The organism is Nostoc sp. ChiVER01 (genome assembly GCF_034531155.1).
GTDB lineage: Bacteria > Cyanobacteriota > Cyanobacteriia > Cyanobacteriales > Nostocaceae > Nostoc.
The window spans coordinates 50,618-64,880 of sequence record NZ_JAVRBS010000015.1 but is presented as its reverse complement, the minus strand read 5'-3'; the positions used below and the strand labels follow the sequence as shown (position 1 = coordinate 64,880).

Annotated in this window: 13 protein-coding genes and 1 pseudogene; 5 read left to right on the top strand and 9 right to left on the bottom strand. The window is 41.9% G+C overall.

From position 1 onward, the window contains the following. Window positions 1-13 precede the first annotated feature (13 nt). Both RMY00_RS19910 and RMY00_RS19905 read right to left on the bottom strand, forming a co-directional pair. Window positions 14-895 carry an SDR family oxidoreductase gene (locus RMY00_RS19910; RefSeq protein WP_322649192.1) on the bottom strand — a complete coding sequence of 294 codons (882 nt, stop codon included), beginning with the start codon at window positions 893-895 and terminating at the stop codon, window positions 14-16. Next, entirely contained in the window at window positions 888-1,130 is a 243-nt protein-coding gene (locus RMY00_RS19905; protein WP_322649191.1) for a hypothetical protein, read from the bottom strand. Before RMY00_RS19905 ends, RMY00_RS19910 begins: the two co-directional genes overlap by 8 nt. Window positions 1,131-1,589: 459 nt before the next feature. Here RMY00_RS19905 and RMY00_RS19900 point away from each other — a divergent pair, with 459 nt between their 5' ends. Both RMY00_RS19900 and RMY00_RS19895 read left to right on the top strand, forming a co-directional pair. Beyond that, window positions 1,590-3,191, top strand: coding sequence for a peptide ligase PGM1-related protein (locus RMY00_RS19900; RefSeq protein WP_322649190.1), 1,602 nt, complete (start codon window positions 1,590-1,592; stop codon window positions 3,189-3,191). Between the two features lie 399 nt (window positions 3,192-3,590). After that, window positions 3,591-4,811, top strand: coding sequence for a calcium-binding protein (locus tag RMY00_RS19895; protein ID WP_322649189.1), 1,221 nt, complete (start codon window positions 3,591-3,593; stop codon window positions 4,809-4,811). Window positions 4,812-4,823: 12 nt separating this feature from the next. Here RMY00_RS19895 and RMY00_RS19890 read toward each other — a convergent pair whose 3' ends face one another. Further along, on the bottom strand, window positions 4,824-5,633 hold the full coding sequence (locus RMY00_RS19890; RefSeq protein WP_322649188.1) for an SAM-dependent chlorinase/fluorinase: 810 nt from the start codon (window positions 5,631-5,633) through the stop codon (window positions 4,824-4,826). A gap of 111 nt (window positions 5,634-5,744) precedes the next feature. Between RMY00_RS19890 and RMY00_RS19885 the strand changes: the two genes are divergently transcribed. Next, the gene (locus RMY00_RS19885) at window positions 5,745-5,900 is read left to right on the top strand and encodes a hypothetical protein (RefSeq protein WP_167755997.1); all 156 of its coding nucleotides are present in this window, start codon (window positions 5,745-5,747) and stop codon (window positions 5,898-5,900) included. A gap of 130 nt (window positions 5,901-6,030) precedes the next feature. Here the strand turns inward: RMY00_RS19885 and RMY00_RS19880 are convergent. The 6 genes and pseudogenes from RMY00_RS19880 to RMY00_RS19850 form a co-directional block, all read right to left on the bottom strand. Then, a pseudogene (locus RMY00_RS19880) lies at window positions 6,031-6,784 on the bottom strand (Uma2 family endonuclease). A gap of 343 nt (window positions 6,785-7,127) precedes the next feature. After that, on the bottom strand, window positions 7,128-8,915 hold the full coding sequence (gene aspS, locus RMY00_RS19870; protein ID WP_322649185.1) for an aspartate--tRNA ligase: 1,788 nt from the start codon (window positions 8,913-8,915) through the stop codon (window positions 7,128-7,130). Window positions 8,916-9,082: 167 nt separating this feature from the next. Then, the gene (locus RMY00_RS19865) at window positions 9,083-9,331 is read right to left on the bottom strand and encodes a type II toxin-antitoxin system HicA family toxin (RefSeq protein ID WP_229451863.1); all 249 of its coding nucleotides are present in this window, start codon (window positions 9,329-9,331) and stop codon (window positions 9,083-9,085) included. Continuing rightward, entirely contained in the window at window positions 9,303-9,518 is a 216-nt protein-coding gene (locus RMY00_RS19860) for a type II toxin-antitoxin system HicB family antitoxin (protein ID WP_100900333.1), read from the bottom strand. The genes RMY00_RS19865 and RMY00_RS19860 overlap by 29 nt, the downstream gene beginning before the upstream one ends. Before the next feature lie 288 nt (window positions 9,519-9,806). Next, window positions 9,807-10,280 (bottom strand): DUF29 domain-containing protein, encoded by a 474-nt coding sequence (locus RMY00_RS19855; RefSeq protein ID WP_322649184.1) that lies wholly within the window; start codon window positions 10,278-10,280, stop codon window positions 9,807-9,809. A 283-nt stretch (window positions 10,281-10,563) separates the two neighbouring features. Continuing rightward, a complete protein-coding gene (locus RMY00_RS19850) occupies window positions 10,564-11,190 on the bottom strand; it encodes a chloramphenicol phosphotransferase CPT family protein (protein ID WP_322649183.1) in 627 nt (208 codons plus the stop codon). A 126-nt stretch (window positions 11,191-11,316) separates the two neighbouring features. On the opposite strand from RMY00_RS19850, the gene RMY00_RS19845 reads away from it, so the two are divergent. Next, window positions 11,317-11,604 carry a hypothetical protein gene (locus RMY00_RS19845; protein WP_322649182.1) on the top strand — a complete coding sequence of 96 codons (288 nt, stop codon included), beginning with the start codon at window positions 11,317-11,319 and terminating at the stop codon, window positions 11,602-11,604. 369 nt (window positions 11,605-11,973) lie between these two features. Beyond that, window positions 11,974-14,097, top strand: a complete 2,124-nt coding sequence (locus RMY00_RS19840; RefSeq protein WP_322649181.1) for a pentapeptide repeat-containing protein — start codon at window positions 11,974-11,976, stop codon at window positions 14,095-14,097. Window positions 14,098-14,263 lie beyond the last annotated feature (166 nt).

Sequence of the window (14,263 nt, the reverse complement as noted above, 5' to 3'; positions counted from 1 at the left end):
CTAACTATTTCACCTAACCATTGACAACATCTCCACCATTGACATGTAACACTTGTCCAGAGACATAAGAAGCATCATCAGAGGCTAAATATACATAGCTAGGAGCAACTTCTTCTGGTTGTCCGGCTCGTTGCATTGGTACTTGTTTACCAAAATTTTCAACTTTTTCTTCGGGGAAAGTTGAGGGAATTAAAGGTGTCCAAATTGGGCCGGGGGCGACAGCATTAACGCGAATTCCTTTAGATACCAAATTTTTTGATAAGGAACGAGTAAAAGCAACGATCGCACCTTTTGTAGAGGAATAATCTAGTAACTGTGGGCTACCTTTATAAGCTGTTACCGATGTGGTATTGACGATAGCACTGCCTGCTTGTAGATGCTTGAGTGCAGCTTTAGTCATGAAAAACATCGAGAATATATTAGTACGAAAAGTTCGCTCTAGTTGTTCTTCGGTGATTTCTTCGATACTTTCTTTGGGATGTTGTTCGGCGGCGTTGTTTATAAGAATATCCAGTTTGCCAAATTCCCCAACTGTTTGTTGGATAGCTTGCTGACAAAAATTTTCATTGCCAATATCACCTGCAATGGTTACTGCACGACGCCCTTGTTTTTCTACCAACTGTTTTGTTTCTTTGGCATCATCGTGTTCATTGAGGTAAAGAATTGCTACATCTGCACCTTCTTTAGCAAATGCGATCGCTACAGCACGACCAATACCACTATCTGCACCTGTAATCAATGCCACTTTATCTTGTAACTTGCCACTACCCCGATACTGGGCATCATCTGCCTTGGGTTTTGGCGTCATTTCTGATTCAACACCTGGTGCTTCTTGCTGCTGTGGCGGTTGTAATTTTTGCTCTTTTTGGTCTTTTTTCTCTTTTGATTTAGCCATAGGTTTTGTCTCGCCAGTTTAATATTGATTGAATGTAATTGGATATTGGGAAAAGCCGTTTCCAATCATCTACTTCCCATTTCAAAACTAAACCTTGGATCGAAACTTCAACCCAAGGTTTAATTTTTGTTTTGGCTTCTACTAGCCATTGCAACTTTAGGCGTTTATACCCACGACGCTTACCAAACTTACTTATAACTGGCAATTGTACGCGGCTGACATTATTTCTCCTCACACCTGACTCACACTATTCACCGACCACGAAAACCAAGTACATAACTCTCAATACAATGAAGAATTTCTGCTTCTCATGTGCTTTTAAGTTAACTATTATGTCGCTGTCCTTTATCACTCCATAGAGGTAAAACAAGCTGAAATTTGCTCAACCTTAAGACATAGAATAAATTAAATAAATTAGAGTTACTGAAGTAGTCTATAATTAATAGACATTTATTGTGCCTCAATAATTAAGCCATTTTCGCTAAATGAAAATTAAGATTTATACTTGATCACTTAGTGGTTAACAAAAATACTTACATAAATACCATCCATTTTTGTTAATGTTAATATTTATTTAGACTGATATTTGCATAGTTGCTTTGTTGCAGACTAAAAGGTATCTGACGACTAGTTTGCATAATAGCCCAAAAGCCTGCATGGTGCGCTACATTGAGATTATTAGAGGGTAGGGGTTATGGCAACACTAAATATTTCTGAGTCAGAGCAGGTTGAAAAGTTTCACCACTTACAATTAACCCTGAGCGATCGCTGGAAAACGAGCGAGTCATTTGACAATAATGAAGCGGATATTTTAATTATTCCCTCCCTGAGTCTCGACCAGCGCGAACTCCGAAAGATTGAAGGCTGCGAACATTATGAAGAAAGATTACTATTTTCCTTAATTCGGTTGCAAAATCCCCGGACTCGGCTGGTTTATGTAACATCAGTACCATTGCATCCTAGTATCATTGATTATTACTTGCAACTGTTGCCAGGAATTCCCTTTTCTCATGCTCGCAATCGGTTGCTGCTACTTTCTACTTACGATTCCTCTCTTAAACCCCTGAGTCAAAAGATTTTAGAACGTCCCCGCCTGCTTAAGCGGATTCATGAAGCTTTGAGGCTAGATAAATCATTTATGATCTGCTACAACTCTTCGCATTGGGAAGGCGAATTGTCTGTAAAATTGGGTGTACCTTTGTATGCTGCCGCACCAGATTTACAAATTTGGGGGACAAAAAGTGGCAGTCGGCAAATCTTCGCTGAAAGTGGAGTACCGCATCCAGATGGCAGTGAAAAAATTTGGAACCATACAGATTTAGCAGAAGCTACCAGCGATTTGTGGGAACGACAACCCACATTAAAACGGGTAGTAGTGAAACTCAACGAAGGCATTTCGGGAGAGGGAAATGCATTGCTGGATCTTAGACCAATTGAGAATCTAGCACCGGGTAAAGGTACTCATGACGAAAGGGTAGCAGCAATTAGCGATCGCTTCTCAACAATGCGCTTTCAAGCAAAGCAAGAAACTTGGGATAATTTTTCGGGAAGAATCCCTGAGTTGGGAGCAATTACCGAAGCATTTGTAGAAGGGGAAATTAAGCGATCGCCCAGCGTCCAAGGAAGGATCACACCCACTGGTGAGGTGGAAATCCTTTCAACCCACGACCAAATTCTTGGAGGCCCAGACGGTCAGATTTATCTTGGTTGTAGCTTTCCGGCTGATGAAAGATATCGATTGCAATTACAGCAATTGGGGTTACAAGTTGGCAGAAAGTTAGCAGAAAAAGGCACTTTAGAGCGATTTGGTGTAGATTTTATCGCCGTTGACAAAGGTAATGGAGATTGGGATATTCAGGCGATTGAAATTAACCTGCGTAAAGGCGGTACAACTCATCCATTCATGACCTTGAAATTATTAACGAATGGTCGCTATGACCTTTCCACGGGTTTATTTTATAGTCAACAAGGTCGTCCAAAATATTACATTGCCACTGATAATCTGCAAAAAGAGCGCTATCAAGGATTATTACCAAATGATTTGATGGATATCATTGCTCATCACAGACTGCACTTTGACAGTGGTACTGAAACAGGTACAGTGTTTCATCTGATGGGTTGCCTTTCCCAGTTTGGCAAATTGGGATTAACCAGCATCGGAGATTCTCCACAACAAGCACAAGATATTTATAACAAAGTCGTCAAAGTTCTGGATGAAGAAACCCGTAGCGAAAATCGTGATTTATCGGCGATTTCAGATTATTCTTTTCCCGTGGTTTGGGATGAGTATAGTTAAAGAATATCGTTTCCAATATTCTTTTATATCATGTCCGGGTAATTAGTTCTGATTCCTGTAGTCATTGCACCCTACCCCGCCAAAGTTATGCTTTGTTTCCCCTAAGAGCAGGCGGGTAGAGCGATCGCGTTTCAATATGTATTCTTTTGCCGTTAACCTGACTTGCTCAATTTCTTACAGAGAAATTGAGCAAGTCAAAATGTAAAGTCTTGTAAAAATAATTCATTTTTGCATAAAACTCGCCTAATTAAACCAGAGATAAAAATAGAGGGAAAGTAAACTTCTGGAGTGCTAAACATCCTTTCAAGCATTCAAGTTTGACTTCAAACAGCATTAACAGCAACTTGAGAATTGAATTGACTGTAAAAGTAGTGAAATTGATTTAGTTAGGTAAAAGTTATGGCAAATATCATTGGAACCAACGGTAATGATCGCTTGGATGTTGGAGGTTCATCTGACAATAACCTGCTCGATGGTGGCGATGGCAATGATGCTCTCTTAACCCTTGGCGACAACGCCTATTATTACTTTTATCCCTCTTTAGGCAATAATACCCTCAACGGTGGCGCTGGTGATGATTACTTGAATATTGACTTTTCAACAGGCAATAACCTGCTCAATGGCGGCACTGGTGATGATAGCTTGGATGCTAAAGGTTCAGAAGGCGATAACCTGCTTAATGGTGGCGCTGGTGACGATACTCTTGACGCCAGTTACAAAATCATAGGCGATAGCGGTCCACAGGCTATTCCCTCCGAAGGTAATAACACCCTCAACGGTGGCGTTGGTGATGATCGCTTGAATATTAACCTTTCATCAGGCAATAACCTGCTCAATGGTGACGATGGTGACGATTCTCTCTTTAGTTATACCTCCTTTGATAGCCTGTATTACTATTACTATTCACATAACGTTCCTGGCAATAACACACTCAACGGTGGCGCTGGTAATGATACGTTAGATATTGAGTATTCAACAGGTAATAACCTACTCTCTGGAGGCGATGGTAAGGATACGTTGGATATTGGCTATTCAACAGGTAATAACCTACTCTCTGGAGGCGAGGGCAATGATTCTCTTAGTGCCTCTGGCTACTACGAAGACGACAACTACCAACTATATCTTAGGGCATCTGGCAATAACATCCTCGACGGTGGCGCTGGTAATGATACGTTGAATATTGACAATTCAACAGGCAATAACGTACTTTCTGGAGGAAATGGTAATGATTATCTTAGTGCCTCTGATGCGTTAGGCAATAACACCTTCAACGGTGGCATTGGGAATGACACCCTAATTGGAGGATCTGGTACTGATACCTTTGTTTTCAATAGTTTCAATGAAGGGATTGATAGTCTTTATGACTTCAACCCTACCAACGAAGTTATTCAAGTATCGGCTGCTGGTTTTGATTGCAGATTATCAATCGGTTCACTTAAAGCAAATCAGTTTACGATTGGAACATCTGCAACCACTTGCACTCAACGATTTATCTATGACTTCACCACAGGTGCGCTGTACTTTGACCGAGATGGTAGCGGGGGTAGTTTTACTCAAATACAATTTGCACAACTGTTTGGTGCAGTTTCACTAACTGAAAACAATTTTGTGATTGTTTAATTACAGCAAAATTTAGAATTCAGAAGTTAGCACAACTTGAACCGGATCTTGCGAATCTAACTGCAACTTAGACTGAGCATTGCCGCTATTAATGGCAATTTCTATCCAACCGTGACTACCAACTAAAGCTATTATCTCTCCCACCTTGACATCACTGTAAGTTTCACAGCCTGGTATACTCAATCCAGCAGCTTGCACAGACCAAGTTTTGCCTTGTACATAACTTCCTGCAATGTTGCTCACTAAGTTGCCAAAGTGGTCAATATATTGAATGCAACCCACTACACCAGTGGTTGTTTGCTGGCACTCGCCTATATGCAGTTTTACCAAACTTGCTGGATCAATTTCTTTTCCTAGCTCTTTAAGGGAGACACCACTAGCAAGATTAGCTCCCACTGGTGCAAAGATATCTCTACCGTGAAAAGTCTTGCTTGGTTGAGGACGCCAATAGTTAAGATTTGTAAGTTCAACAGCTGCGATCGCTGGACTTTGACTGAGTACGCCGCTAAAAATACCATTATCTGGGCCTACGAGAAACCCTTGAGCAAATTCTACTGCGATCGCTCGTCGCTTGCTTCCCACACCCGGATCTACTACTGCCACATGTACTGTCCCAATTGGGAAATAGGGGTAAGCATTCATCAAAGAAAATCTGGCTGCGGCTATGTCTTGCGGCAGAATTTGGTGCGTTAAGTCTACTACCGTAAGTCTGGGGTTGATTTGGGCTATGACACCCTTCATTATGCCTACATAAACATCGCGATCGCCAAAATCGCTCAGTAAAGTTAGGAGTTGTTGTTGGCTTATCTGCTTCTTAGACATATTTTTGATAAAATATATATTAAGTTAGAAATTTCTGTAGCAACAGCTACAAAAATTGTGTTATGTTAAGAATGTAAGACATAAAGCAAAAAATTAAAGAAGGTAATCACTATGAATCAAAATAGACTACAAAGTGGCAGAAAAGCACAAGAAGCTCACAGAGAGAATATTCAAAAAAGCCTAGAACATCGCTTGCAAGTAGCCAGAGCAAAGGGTGACGAACAGCTGATTCGTCAACTGGAAGCTGAAATGAGGTATTCCAGCTAAATCAAGTTTTCAATGTTCTTAGTTTGTTGTGTAACCCGCTATGGCGGGTTTTTTTTGTTTTGAGGAGGTTTCCTAGCAATTTCGTTCTTACAGCGTTTTTCAATTAATTGAATTAGCCCACTCCCCACCCTCATACTTCTGGCTCAACACCCAAGGCTCGTAACTGTGCCGCCAAGCGTTCAGATCGTTGCAGAGCAGTTTCTTTATTAGCTTCTCGCTCAAGTTCGGCTCGTAAACGTTCTTGTTCAGCTCGTTCTGCACCAGTAGGAATTACATTACCCGTAGTGTCACACCACCTCAGCCAAACATCCCGCTTACCTTCATACGCACCTTCCCACAAACATAAACCTAGCTCAACTTCAGTCAGCCATTGCTCACTCATGGGTATATATTGCCGCCCACGCAACTCGTATATCTGTAAAACTTCACCACCAAGTTGTCGAGTTGGATCAAAGATAATGTAGTATATTACCCGCATCCTGGCATACTCTAAGATTTTTCGTCCTGTTTCATTGCCTTCTCGATTTGAAACAATTTCAATCACTACCTCTGGCGGTTTACCAAAATCCCAGAAAAAATAAGAGCGATGCCGTCTTTCCCACCAGTTATCAGCTACTTGTACATCCAGGCTCAAAAATACATCAGGTACAATCGGCGGTTGTTTGTTACTGGGAAACAACCCTACATTGGACAGCCACAAGAAACCCTTGGGCATTACTAGGCCCGTTCCAAGAACTGTAAAGTGTTTCTGCCAGCAGGCGTTGTTGTTTTTCAGATGGCAGATTATCCAAGGGTTCATCGTCCTCTGTCACCAGATGGCTAACATCTGGTAACAAATCTTCTGGTAATAAGCCAGCGTCTGTCAAGATGATAGATTCACTCATAAATAATTCTGGAGGTAGCAGCTTAATTCTATTGTGACAGCAGCATTAATCCCTTTCATCCTACCAGTAGATTTTCTACACCTATTGTTGTCGTAGTTGCTACCTGAATAATCTACCTTATTGCGATCACTACTGTAATGCATTAGAAATTGTTAGATAGCCAATTTCTGGCAGTTGCTGCAAAATGGAGAAAAAGAACACTTAGAGTGTTTAGAGCTTCCCTTAGAATACAGTCCATCAATTAATGAAAGGCAAAGGGAGCATAATAAACAGAACAGAAAAGTTAAAAAGGAATTGAGCTATAAAAGCTTACTTTAACTGTCTGTACTCCCCTTGCGCTTTGTTAAGACTTTGGTTTATAAGTTGAAGCAACGTGCAATTCTTTCAACTGTTTAGCATCTACACTCGAAGGTGCATCTGTTAACAAACAACGTGCTTGTTGTGTCTTCGGAAAAGCAATTACATCTCGAATAGATTCTTCTCCAGCTAGCAACATTACCAAACGATCTAAGCCGTAGGCGATGCCACCATGCGGTGGTGTACCATATTCAAATGCTTCTAAGAGAAAGCCAAATTTACTTTGTGCTTCTTCAGGAGATAAACCAATCGCTTCAAATACTTGCTGTTGAACTTCTCGCTGATAAATCCGCAGACTTCCGCCGCCAACTTCTACGCCGTTGAGTACTAAGTCGTAAGCTTGAGCGCGTGCAGTTTTTAAATCGCTCAAATCATCAGGATGTGGTGCTGTAAATGGGTGGTGCAGTGCTTCTAAACGTTTTTCGTCAGCATTCCACTCGAACATCGGGAAATCTGTAATCCAGAGTAAGTTGATTTTTTCTGGATCAATTAAGTTAAATTCTCTAGCGATCGCTTGCCGTAATCTATCTAATGTTTTATTAACTGTAGCAGCTTCCCCTGCCCCAAATAACAGCAAATGTCCAGAAGAAGCACCTGTGCGGCGTAAAATTTCTCCTTTTTGTTCCTCACTTAGGTTATCTTTAATCGCGCCAATGGTGTCAATTTCGCCATCATCTCTGACGCGGATAAAAGCTAAACCCCTTGCACCGGCTTCACTGGCTTCTTTAAATAAATCACCGCCTGGTTTAATACGGACATTAGAAATTACATCGTTACCGTTGGGAATGGGCAGGATTTTGACGATACCGCCATTGGTAACAGTGTCTCGAAAGACTTTGAAACCAGAGTCTTTGACAATATCTGATACATCAACTAATTCCAAACCATAGCGAGTATCTGGTTTATCACTCCCGTAGCGTTCCATCCCTTCTGCGTAAGTTAGCCGGGGGAAAGGACGCTGTAATTCAATGCCTTTAACTGTTTTGAAGATATGGCAAACTAAGTTTTCATTCAGTTCGATAATTTCTTCTTGAGACATGAAGCTCATTTCCATGTCCAACTGAGTAAATTCTGGTTGTCTGTCGGCGCGTAAGTCTTCGTCACGAAAGCAACGGGCAATCTGATAATATCTATCTAAGCCGGATACCATCAGCAATTGTTTAAATAGCTGGGGTGATTGCGGCAAAGCATACCACTCCCCAGGATTGACGCGGCTTGGTAGAACATAATCCCGCGCCCCTTCTGGGGTAGAACGGGTAAGTATTGGGGTTTCGACTTCAATAAAACCTTCCAAATCTTCCAGATAACGACGCATGGCTTTGACAATTTGATGACGCAGTTGCAAATTTTGCGCCATGCGTTCGCGTCGCAAATCCAAATAGCGATATTTCAACCGCAAATCTTCCCGCACTGTCTCGGTGTCAGCTACAGAAACTTGGAAAGGTAACTGTTTGCGAACAGCATTCAGGAGTTGAATTTTATCGGCGTAGATTTCTACCTCGCCTGTTGGGATGCGGGTATTCAACGATTCATCGGGACGTTGCGTTACCCTACCAGTGATTTCGACAACATATTCATTTCGCAGGGCGTTCGCCTGTTCGTAAGAATCTGGGGTGCGTTGCGGATCGCTGACGATTTGGACAATTCCAGAGCGATCGCGTAAATCTAAAAATATCACACCACCGTGATCGCGGCGACGGTCTATCCATCCGTAAAAGGTAACAGTTTCTCCAATATGTTCTTTTCGGAGTTCGCCGCAATAGTGAGTTCGCATAAGTCTTAGTTATTGTTTCCGGGCTAGATTGGCAAGCAAATGTCAAAGCTTTCCCATTATCTAGCATCAATAGTAATTGTAGTAGTTCTACTTGAAGAAAAAATGGAATAATCTCATACTATATATAGGAGAATCCATGACATCAGAAGGGTAAGTTTTACCTATTTTTACAATAGTTCTCGGAATTCATCACGGCTGATCTGACAGTCACGGAGTATCTGTGCTAACAAACCAGAACCAATTGTTTCACCAGAATGCACTGGAACAACAGTTCGACGACCATCACTGTGTATCAAAAAATGGTGACTACCTCGGATTCTTGCTACCTCAAAACCTGCTTTTTTAAAGCTGTAATTACTTCCCGTCCAGTCAAACTCGGTAGCTTGCTCATACTTGAACAGAAACCCTCTGCACACCAATAAACTCTAATGCTTCGGCGTTTTCTTGTTCAACCTCTAAACAAAGTTCAATAGCTTCTTTAATCCGCTCTATAAGTTCGTCTAGAGATTTGGCTTGGGTGTGACATCCAGCAAGATTAGGCACGGAGGCAACAAAATAACCCTCAGAGTCGCGTTCTATAATGACGTTAAATTCTCTGGTCATCTGGAGGTTGTTGTTTGGTGGGGTAATCTAATTTTAGAGTAATTGAGTAGCTGCGAGCAATTATCGCTGATGCAACCCACAACTTTAATCTACTGCCTTCCGACTAATGCGTAGGCGTAGCCCACTTTAGGCATCGCCTGCTAAACCATTTTCTGTTAAATTTTATTCTATCCTGAAGATGACACAACCAGAAAATTTCAAGTTACGTCATTAGCTTGCATTACACCAAAGACTAACGCACCACAATAGATTCAATCAAGATGGTGCATTCAACCCAATCTACGAATCTTAATCATTCTCTCCATAAAAATCTTCATTTAATAACTGTTCTATCAGAAAAGGACAATCGAGAGGATATTCTGTGTCCGTTGGTTTTCTCACTCCTAATTTAGCTTTTTTACTTTCTTTGATTGCCAGTTTGCGAGCATCGGTGTATGCATGAGAAATAACTTCATTAATATAGTTTTTGAAAGAAGGATTTTCTGACAAATCCTTTTTTACTCGAAAACGATGTTCTGTAACAGAACTATACCAGCTTTCTTTTATCATCTCAGGAGCATCAGATTGAACGGTTAACTTGAGTAAATGAGCAATCAAGATTGTTAAATTACTAATAAATGACCGTTTCTCTGACTTTCCCATGCTTTCTAATTCTATAAGCAAATGCTCCCAATCTATATCATTAAAACGATGTTCTTTAATCTGCTCAATAAGGCTTTCTCGCCACAGATGAAAATCTCGTTCGTACAGTTGATTGTTCATATATAGCAATCCTCAAAAAGGAAACGGTAAACAGGAAACTTTAATCAGGCTTTTAGCGGTAATTTTGCTCTTGAGTTTAACAATTCTTTAGCGTATAGTCTGACGAACACCGTCTTAATCTTGAGCAATCATTTTAGTTAGAGTTCTAGAGTTAAAACCTTTTAATAGCATACATAAACTGGGTGTTAGTGAGTAACATTGTAAGGGAAACCGCTCCCGTGAACCCGAAGACCGCTCCCATGAACCCGAAGACCGCTACAGTTGTAATATTGATACCGACAGCTTAAATATGGTGTGCAGCAAGTCGTTGGAATGCCGACGGTGCTGGAATATCTGCGAGGTGCTTGCGTATCACCTCGGCACATGCACCAGGGCTTAATAACGAGGTATCGACTTCAAGATCATAGATGCCAGGGATGTGGACTTCACGTTGCCATAACTCAACCGGATGTGGCATTAACAAGTCGGCTGCATTTCCCACTTTTCTCCTCGTCTTTTGTCGCCGTTCCATAATGATTTCAATGGGGCAACGAACACCTACGAACAAAACCGGCAATCCGTTTAAACGCCGCGCACTATCGGCCAGAATGCCCCGTGGGATTGCGTAGGCATCATGGTGTCCGACATCAACCACGACATTCACACCCAGGCGGCTATGGGCGGCGATGGACTCATACATGGCGCTGTACAGAATGGGAACAAGGGGTTCGATGTCCTGGCGTTCTCCCCCTGGCCGCAGACCGATCCCAGGCAGGTATCGTGGGGGAGTCATTTGCATAAACCTATCGACACCCAAGTTCATCCACAGACCATCAAATGTCTCCTGGATTATTGCAACAATGCTCGACTTGCCTGATCGTGGGGCACCATTCAGGATGATAATCTGTCCTAGCTCCTGTGTCTGTCCCATGATCACTCCTCGCGTCTTTAATATATAGTTAGCAGTTCCACGTTAAGGCTAAAACGTTGAATCGGCAATTGAAAATGCTTCTATCTCAGGCAATGCCTCATGGCTGAGGTAGAGATTTAATTGTGAGTGCAAGCACATTGCAAGGTAGACCGCTCCCGTCATGAGTCAGACCGCTCCCGTCATGAGTCAGACCGCTCCCGTTACGAGTTAGACCGCTCCCGTTACGAGTCAGACCGCTCCCGTCACGAGTTAGACCACTCCCGTTACGAGTCAGACCACTCCCGTTACGAGTCAGACCACTCCCGTTACGAGTCAGACCACTCCCGTTACGAGTCAGACCGCTCCCGTTACGAGTCAGACCGCTACAGTTGCAATATTAATAACTACAGCTTAAGTATGGTGACAGCAACTTAAATATAGCAATCCTATTTGATTTGCAAACATCGAGAGGCTCAGATCTCCGACTTCTTCAAGAAGTCGGAGATATTTTTGTTCGTAACTCATTTAGGACTGCTAAGCTAAAACACATCTAATTTGCATATTAAAATTTTCTCAACATCTTATGGGGTGGGCATCTTGTCCGTCTTGGTTATGCAACTTAAATGCCGATTAGCTTATATTGCTGATGATGACTTAAGCATTCAAAGGTAAGGGCGCACAGTTATGCGCTGATACCACGTTTTGCATCCAAAATTTTTTTATTTTCTTTATTTTGGCAAAATACTGAATATTACAGAGTAAAGTTGTATAAAATCTCATTAAAAACCTCTTGCTGACGCAATTATGCCGCCAGACTACGCCAATCAAAATCTCCGAGGTCGCTCTTTTAAAGGTCAAAACCTGACTGGAGTCAACTTTAGCAAGGCAGATATTAGAGGAGCAGATTTTACTAATGCTATTCTCAAAGATGCTGACTTCAGAGGTGCTAAAGGAGGACTACAAAAGCGTTGGACTATTGGGTTGCTCACAGTATCATTACTCCTTTCGCCACTATCAGGGTTTTTCTCAATCTATGTTGGTAGATTGATAGTGTATATTTTTGACATCGAAAACACTAAAAATTTCATCACTGGGATAGTTTTCCTAATTGTGCTGCTGGTTTTTTGTATTATTAACATTCGTAAGGGTTTAATAGCAGGTTTAGGAGCCGGAGCCTTAGCCGTAGCTGCACTCTTAGCCGTAGTCTTAGCCGTAGCTGTAGCCGTATTCTTAGCCGTAGGCACCGGAGCCGGAGCCGCCGTACCCGAAGCTGGAGCCATAGCCATAGCCATAGCCGGAGTCGGAGCCGGAGCTGGAGCCGTAGCCGGAGCTGGAGCCGTAGCCGTAGCCGTAGCCATAGCTGGAGCCGGAGTCGGAGCCGGAGCTGGAGCCGTAGCCGTAGCTATAGCTGGAGCCGGAGCTGGAGCTGGAGCCGTAGCTAGAGCCGGAGTCGGAGCCGGAGCTGGAGCCGTAGCCTTTACATTATTTAACGCTTATATTGGTTGGCGTAGTCTAGCAGGAGATGAAAAAGACACTTGGCTTCGCTCATTCGTGATCGCGTTTGCTGCCACAGGTGGAACTAGCTTTCGTAGTGCTGATTTAACTGATGTTGACTTTACAGGTGCAATTCTCAAAAATACAGATTTCAGAAATGCCAACCTTACACGCACTCGTTTTTATGAAGTCAAAAAACTCGACCTTGCCAGAGTAGGCAACACTATACTAATTAACCTTGCTGTTCTCAATTTGCTCGTAAGCTGCAATGGTAGAAAAAAATCATATCTCAGTGCTAACCTTAAAGGTGCTAACCTCATAGGTGCAGATTTAAAAGAGGCAAATCTCAAAGATGTTGATATTACTGAAGCAACCTTCCAGGGAGCTTGTCTAGAGTGGGCAAATTTAACTCTAGCTCAAGCTGTAAGTACTAATTTCACTAGTGCCCAAATGACTGGTGCTTGTGTGGAAGCGTGGAATATTGAAAGTACAACTCAGTTAAATAATGTTGATTGTCGCTTTGTTTATCTTCTAGAAAATCCTAAACCTGGAACTGATGATACTGATGATCGCGAACGCCGTCCCAGTAGTGGCGAATTTCAACCAGGAGAATTTACCAAGCTATTTGAAGAAGTTTTAAATACTGTTGATTTAATTTTCCGTAATGGCATTGATTGGAAGGCTTTTGTTAATGCCTTTCAAAATGCACAAAACCAAAATGAAGACACAGAATTAGCCCTACAGAGTATTGAAAATAAAGGTGATGGCGTAGTAGTCGTTAAGGTCGGTGTACCTGATGGTGCTGATAAAGAAAAGATTCATAGCGACTTTACACAAAGTTATCAACTGGCATTGCAAGCTGTAGAAGAAAAATATAAAGCACAATTACAAGCTAAAGATGAGCAAATAGTTATCTATCGCCAACAAAGTGGAGAGATGACAGAGATTGTAAAATTACTAGCTAATAAGCCGATTAATGTTCAAGTTGACAATAAAGTAGAGAATAAAAATATGACTAATAGTAATGATGCCAGCCGCAAAATTGAAATTGGCAGTGTTGGCAGAGATTTTAATGCTAGTGGACAAGCTTTAAATTTAGGTGATATTAGCGGTACGGTAACAAATACCATCAACCAGTTACCAGCGTCTCCCGAACCTGATAAACCGGGAATTAAGGAATTGTTGACGCAATTGCAAGCAGCGATTGAGGCTGATACAAATTTACCGCAAGAAGATAAAGCTGAGGCATTAGAACAAGTGAAAGCTTTAGCAGAAGCTGGGAAAAGTCCCCAAGAGGGGGCAATGCAAAAGGCGGCGAAAACGGCTATTAAGATTTTAAAAGGGACAATTTCTAGTTTACCCAGTGCTACAAAGTTGGTTGAACAGTGCAGCAATCTGTTACCGTTGATTTCAACTTTTTTGGGTTTAGGGTGATCCGCCCGTGATTCAAATCGCGGGATAATAGTAGGGGCGCACAGCTGTAATTGGTGTTAACTTAACCTAAAAGTCATGTCCCGCAAGGAACTGAAGTTCCTTGCTAATAGCAAAAGTCATCTGAAGATGACTCAATATAGCCAAAAATCCTTAGTCTACTGAAGTA

Bases quoted from the DNA above. Each gene is read 5' to 3' on its own strand.
- RMY00_RS19910 (WP_322649192.1), bottom strand. From the start codon at position 895: ATGGCTAAATCAAAAGAGAAAAAAGACCAAAAAGAGCAAAAATTACAA.
- RMY00_RS19900 (WP_322649190.1), top strand. From the start codon at position 1,590: ATGGCAACACTAAATATTTCTGAGTCAGAGCAGGTTGAAAAGTTTCAC.
- RMY00_RS19895 (WP_322649189.1), top strand. From the start codon at position 3,591: ATGGCAAATATCATTGGAACCAACGGTAATGATCGCTTGGATGTTGGA.
- RMY00_RS19890 (WP_322649188.1), bottom strand. From the start codon at position 5,633: ATGTCTAAGAAGCAGATAAGCCAACAACAACTCCTAACTTTACTGAGC.
- RMY00_RS19885 (WP_167755997.1), top strand. From the start codon at position 5,745: ATGAATCAAAATAGACTACAAAGTGGCAGAAAAGCACAAGAAGCTCAC.
- aspS (WP_322649185.1), bottom strand. From the start codon at position 8,915: ATGCGAACTCACTATTGCGGCGAACTCCGAAAAGAACATATTGGAGAA.
- RMY00_RS19860 (WP_100900333.1), bottom strand. From the start codon at position 9,518: ATGACCAGAGAATTTAACGTCATTATAGAACGCGACTCTGAGGGTTAT.
- RMY00_RS19855 (WP_322649184.1), bottom strand. From the start codon at position 10,280: ATGAACAATCAACTGTACGAACGAGATTTTCATCTGTGGCGAGAAAGC.
- RMY00_RS19850 (WP_322649183.1), bottom strand. From the start codon at position 11,190: ATGGGACAGACACAGGAGCTAGGACAGATTATCATCCTGAATGGTGCC.
- RMY00_RS19840 (WP_322649181.1), top strand. From the start codon at position 11,974: ATGCCGCCAGACTACGCCAATCAAAATCTCCGAGGTCGCTCTTTTAAA.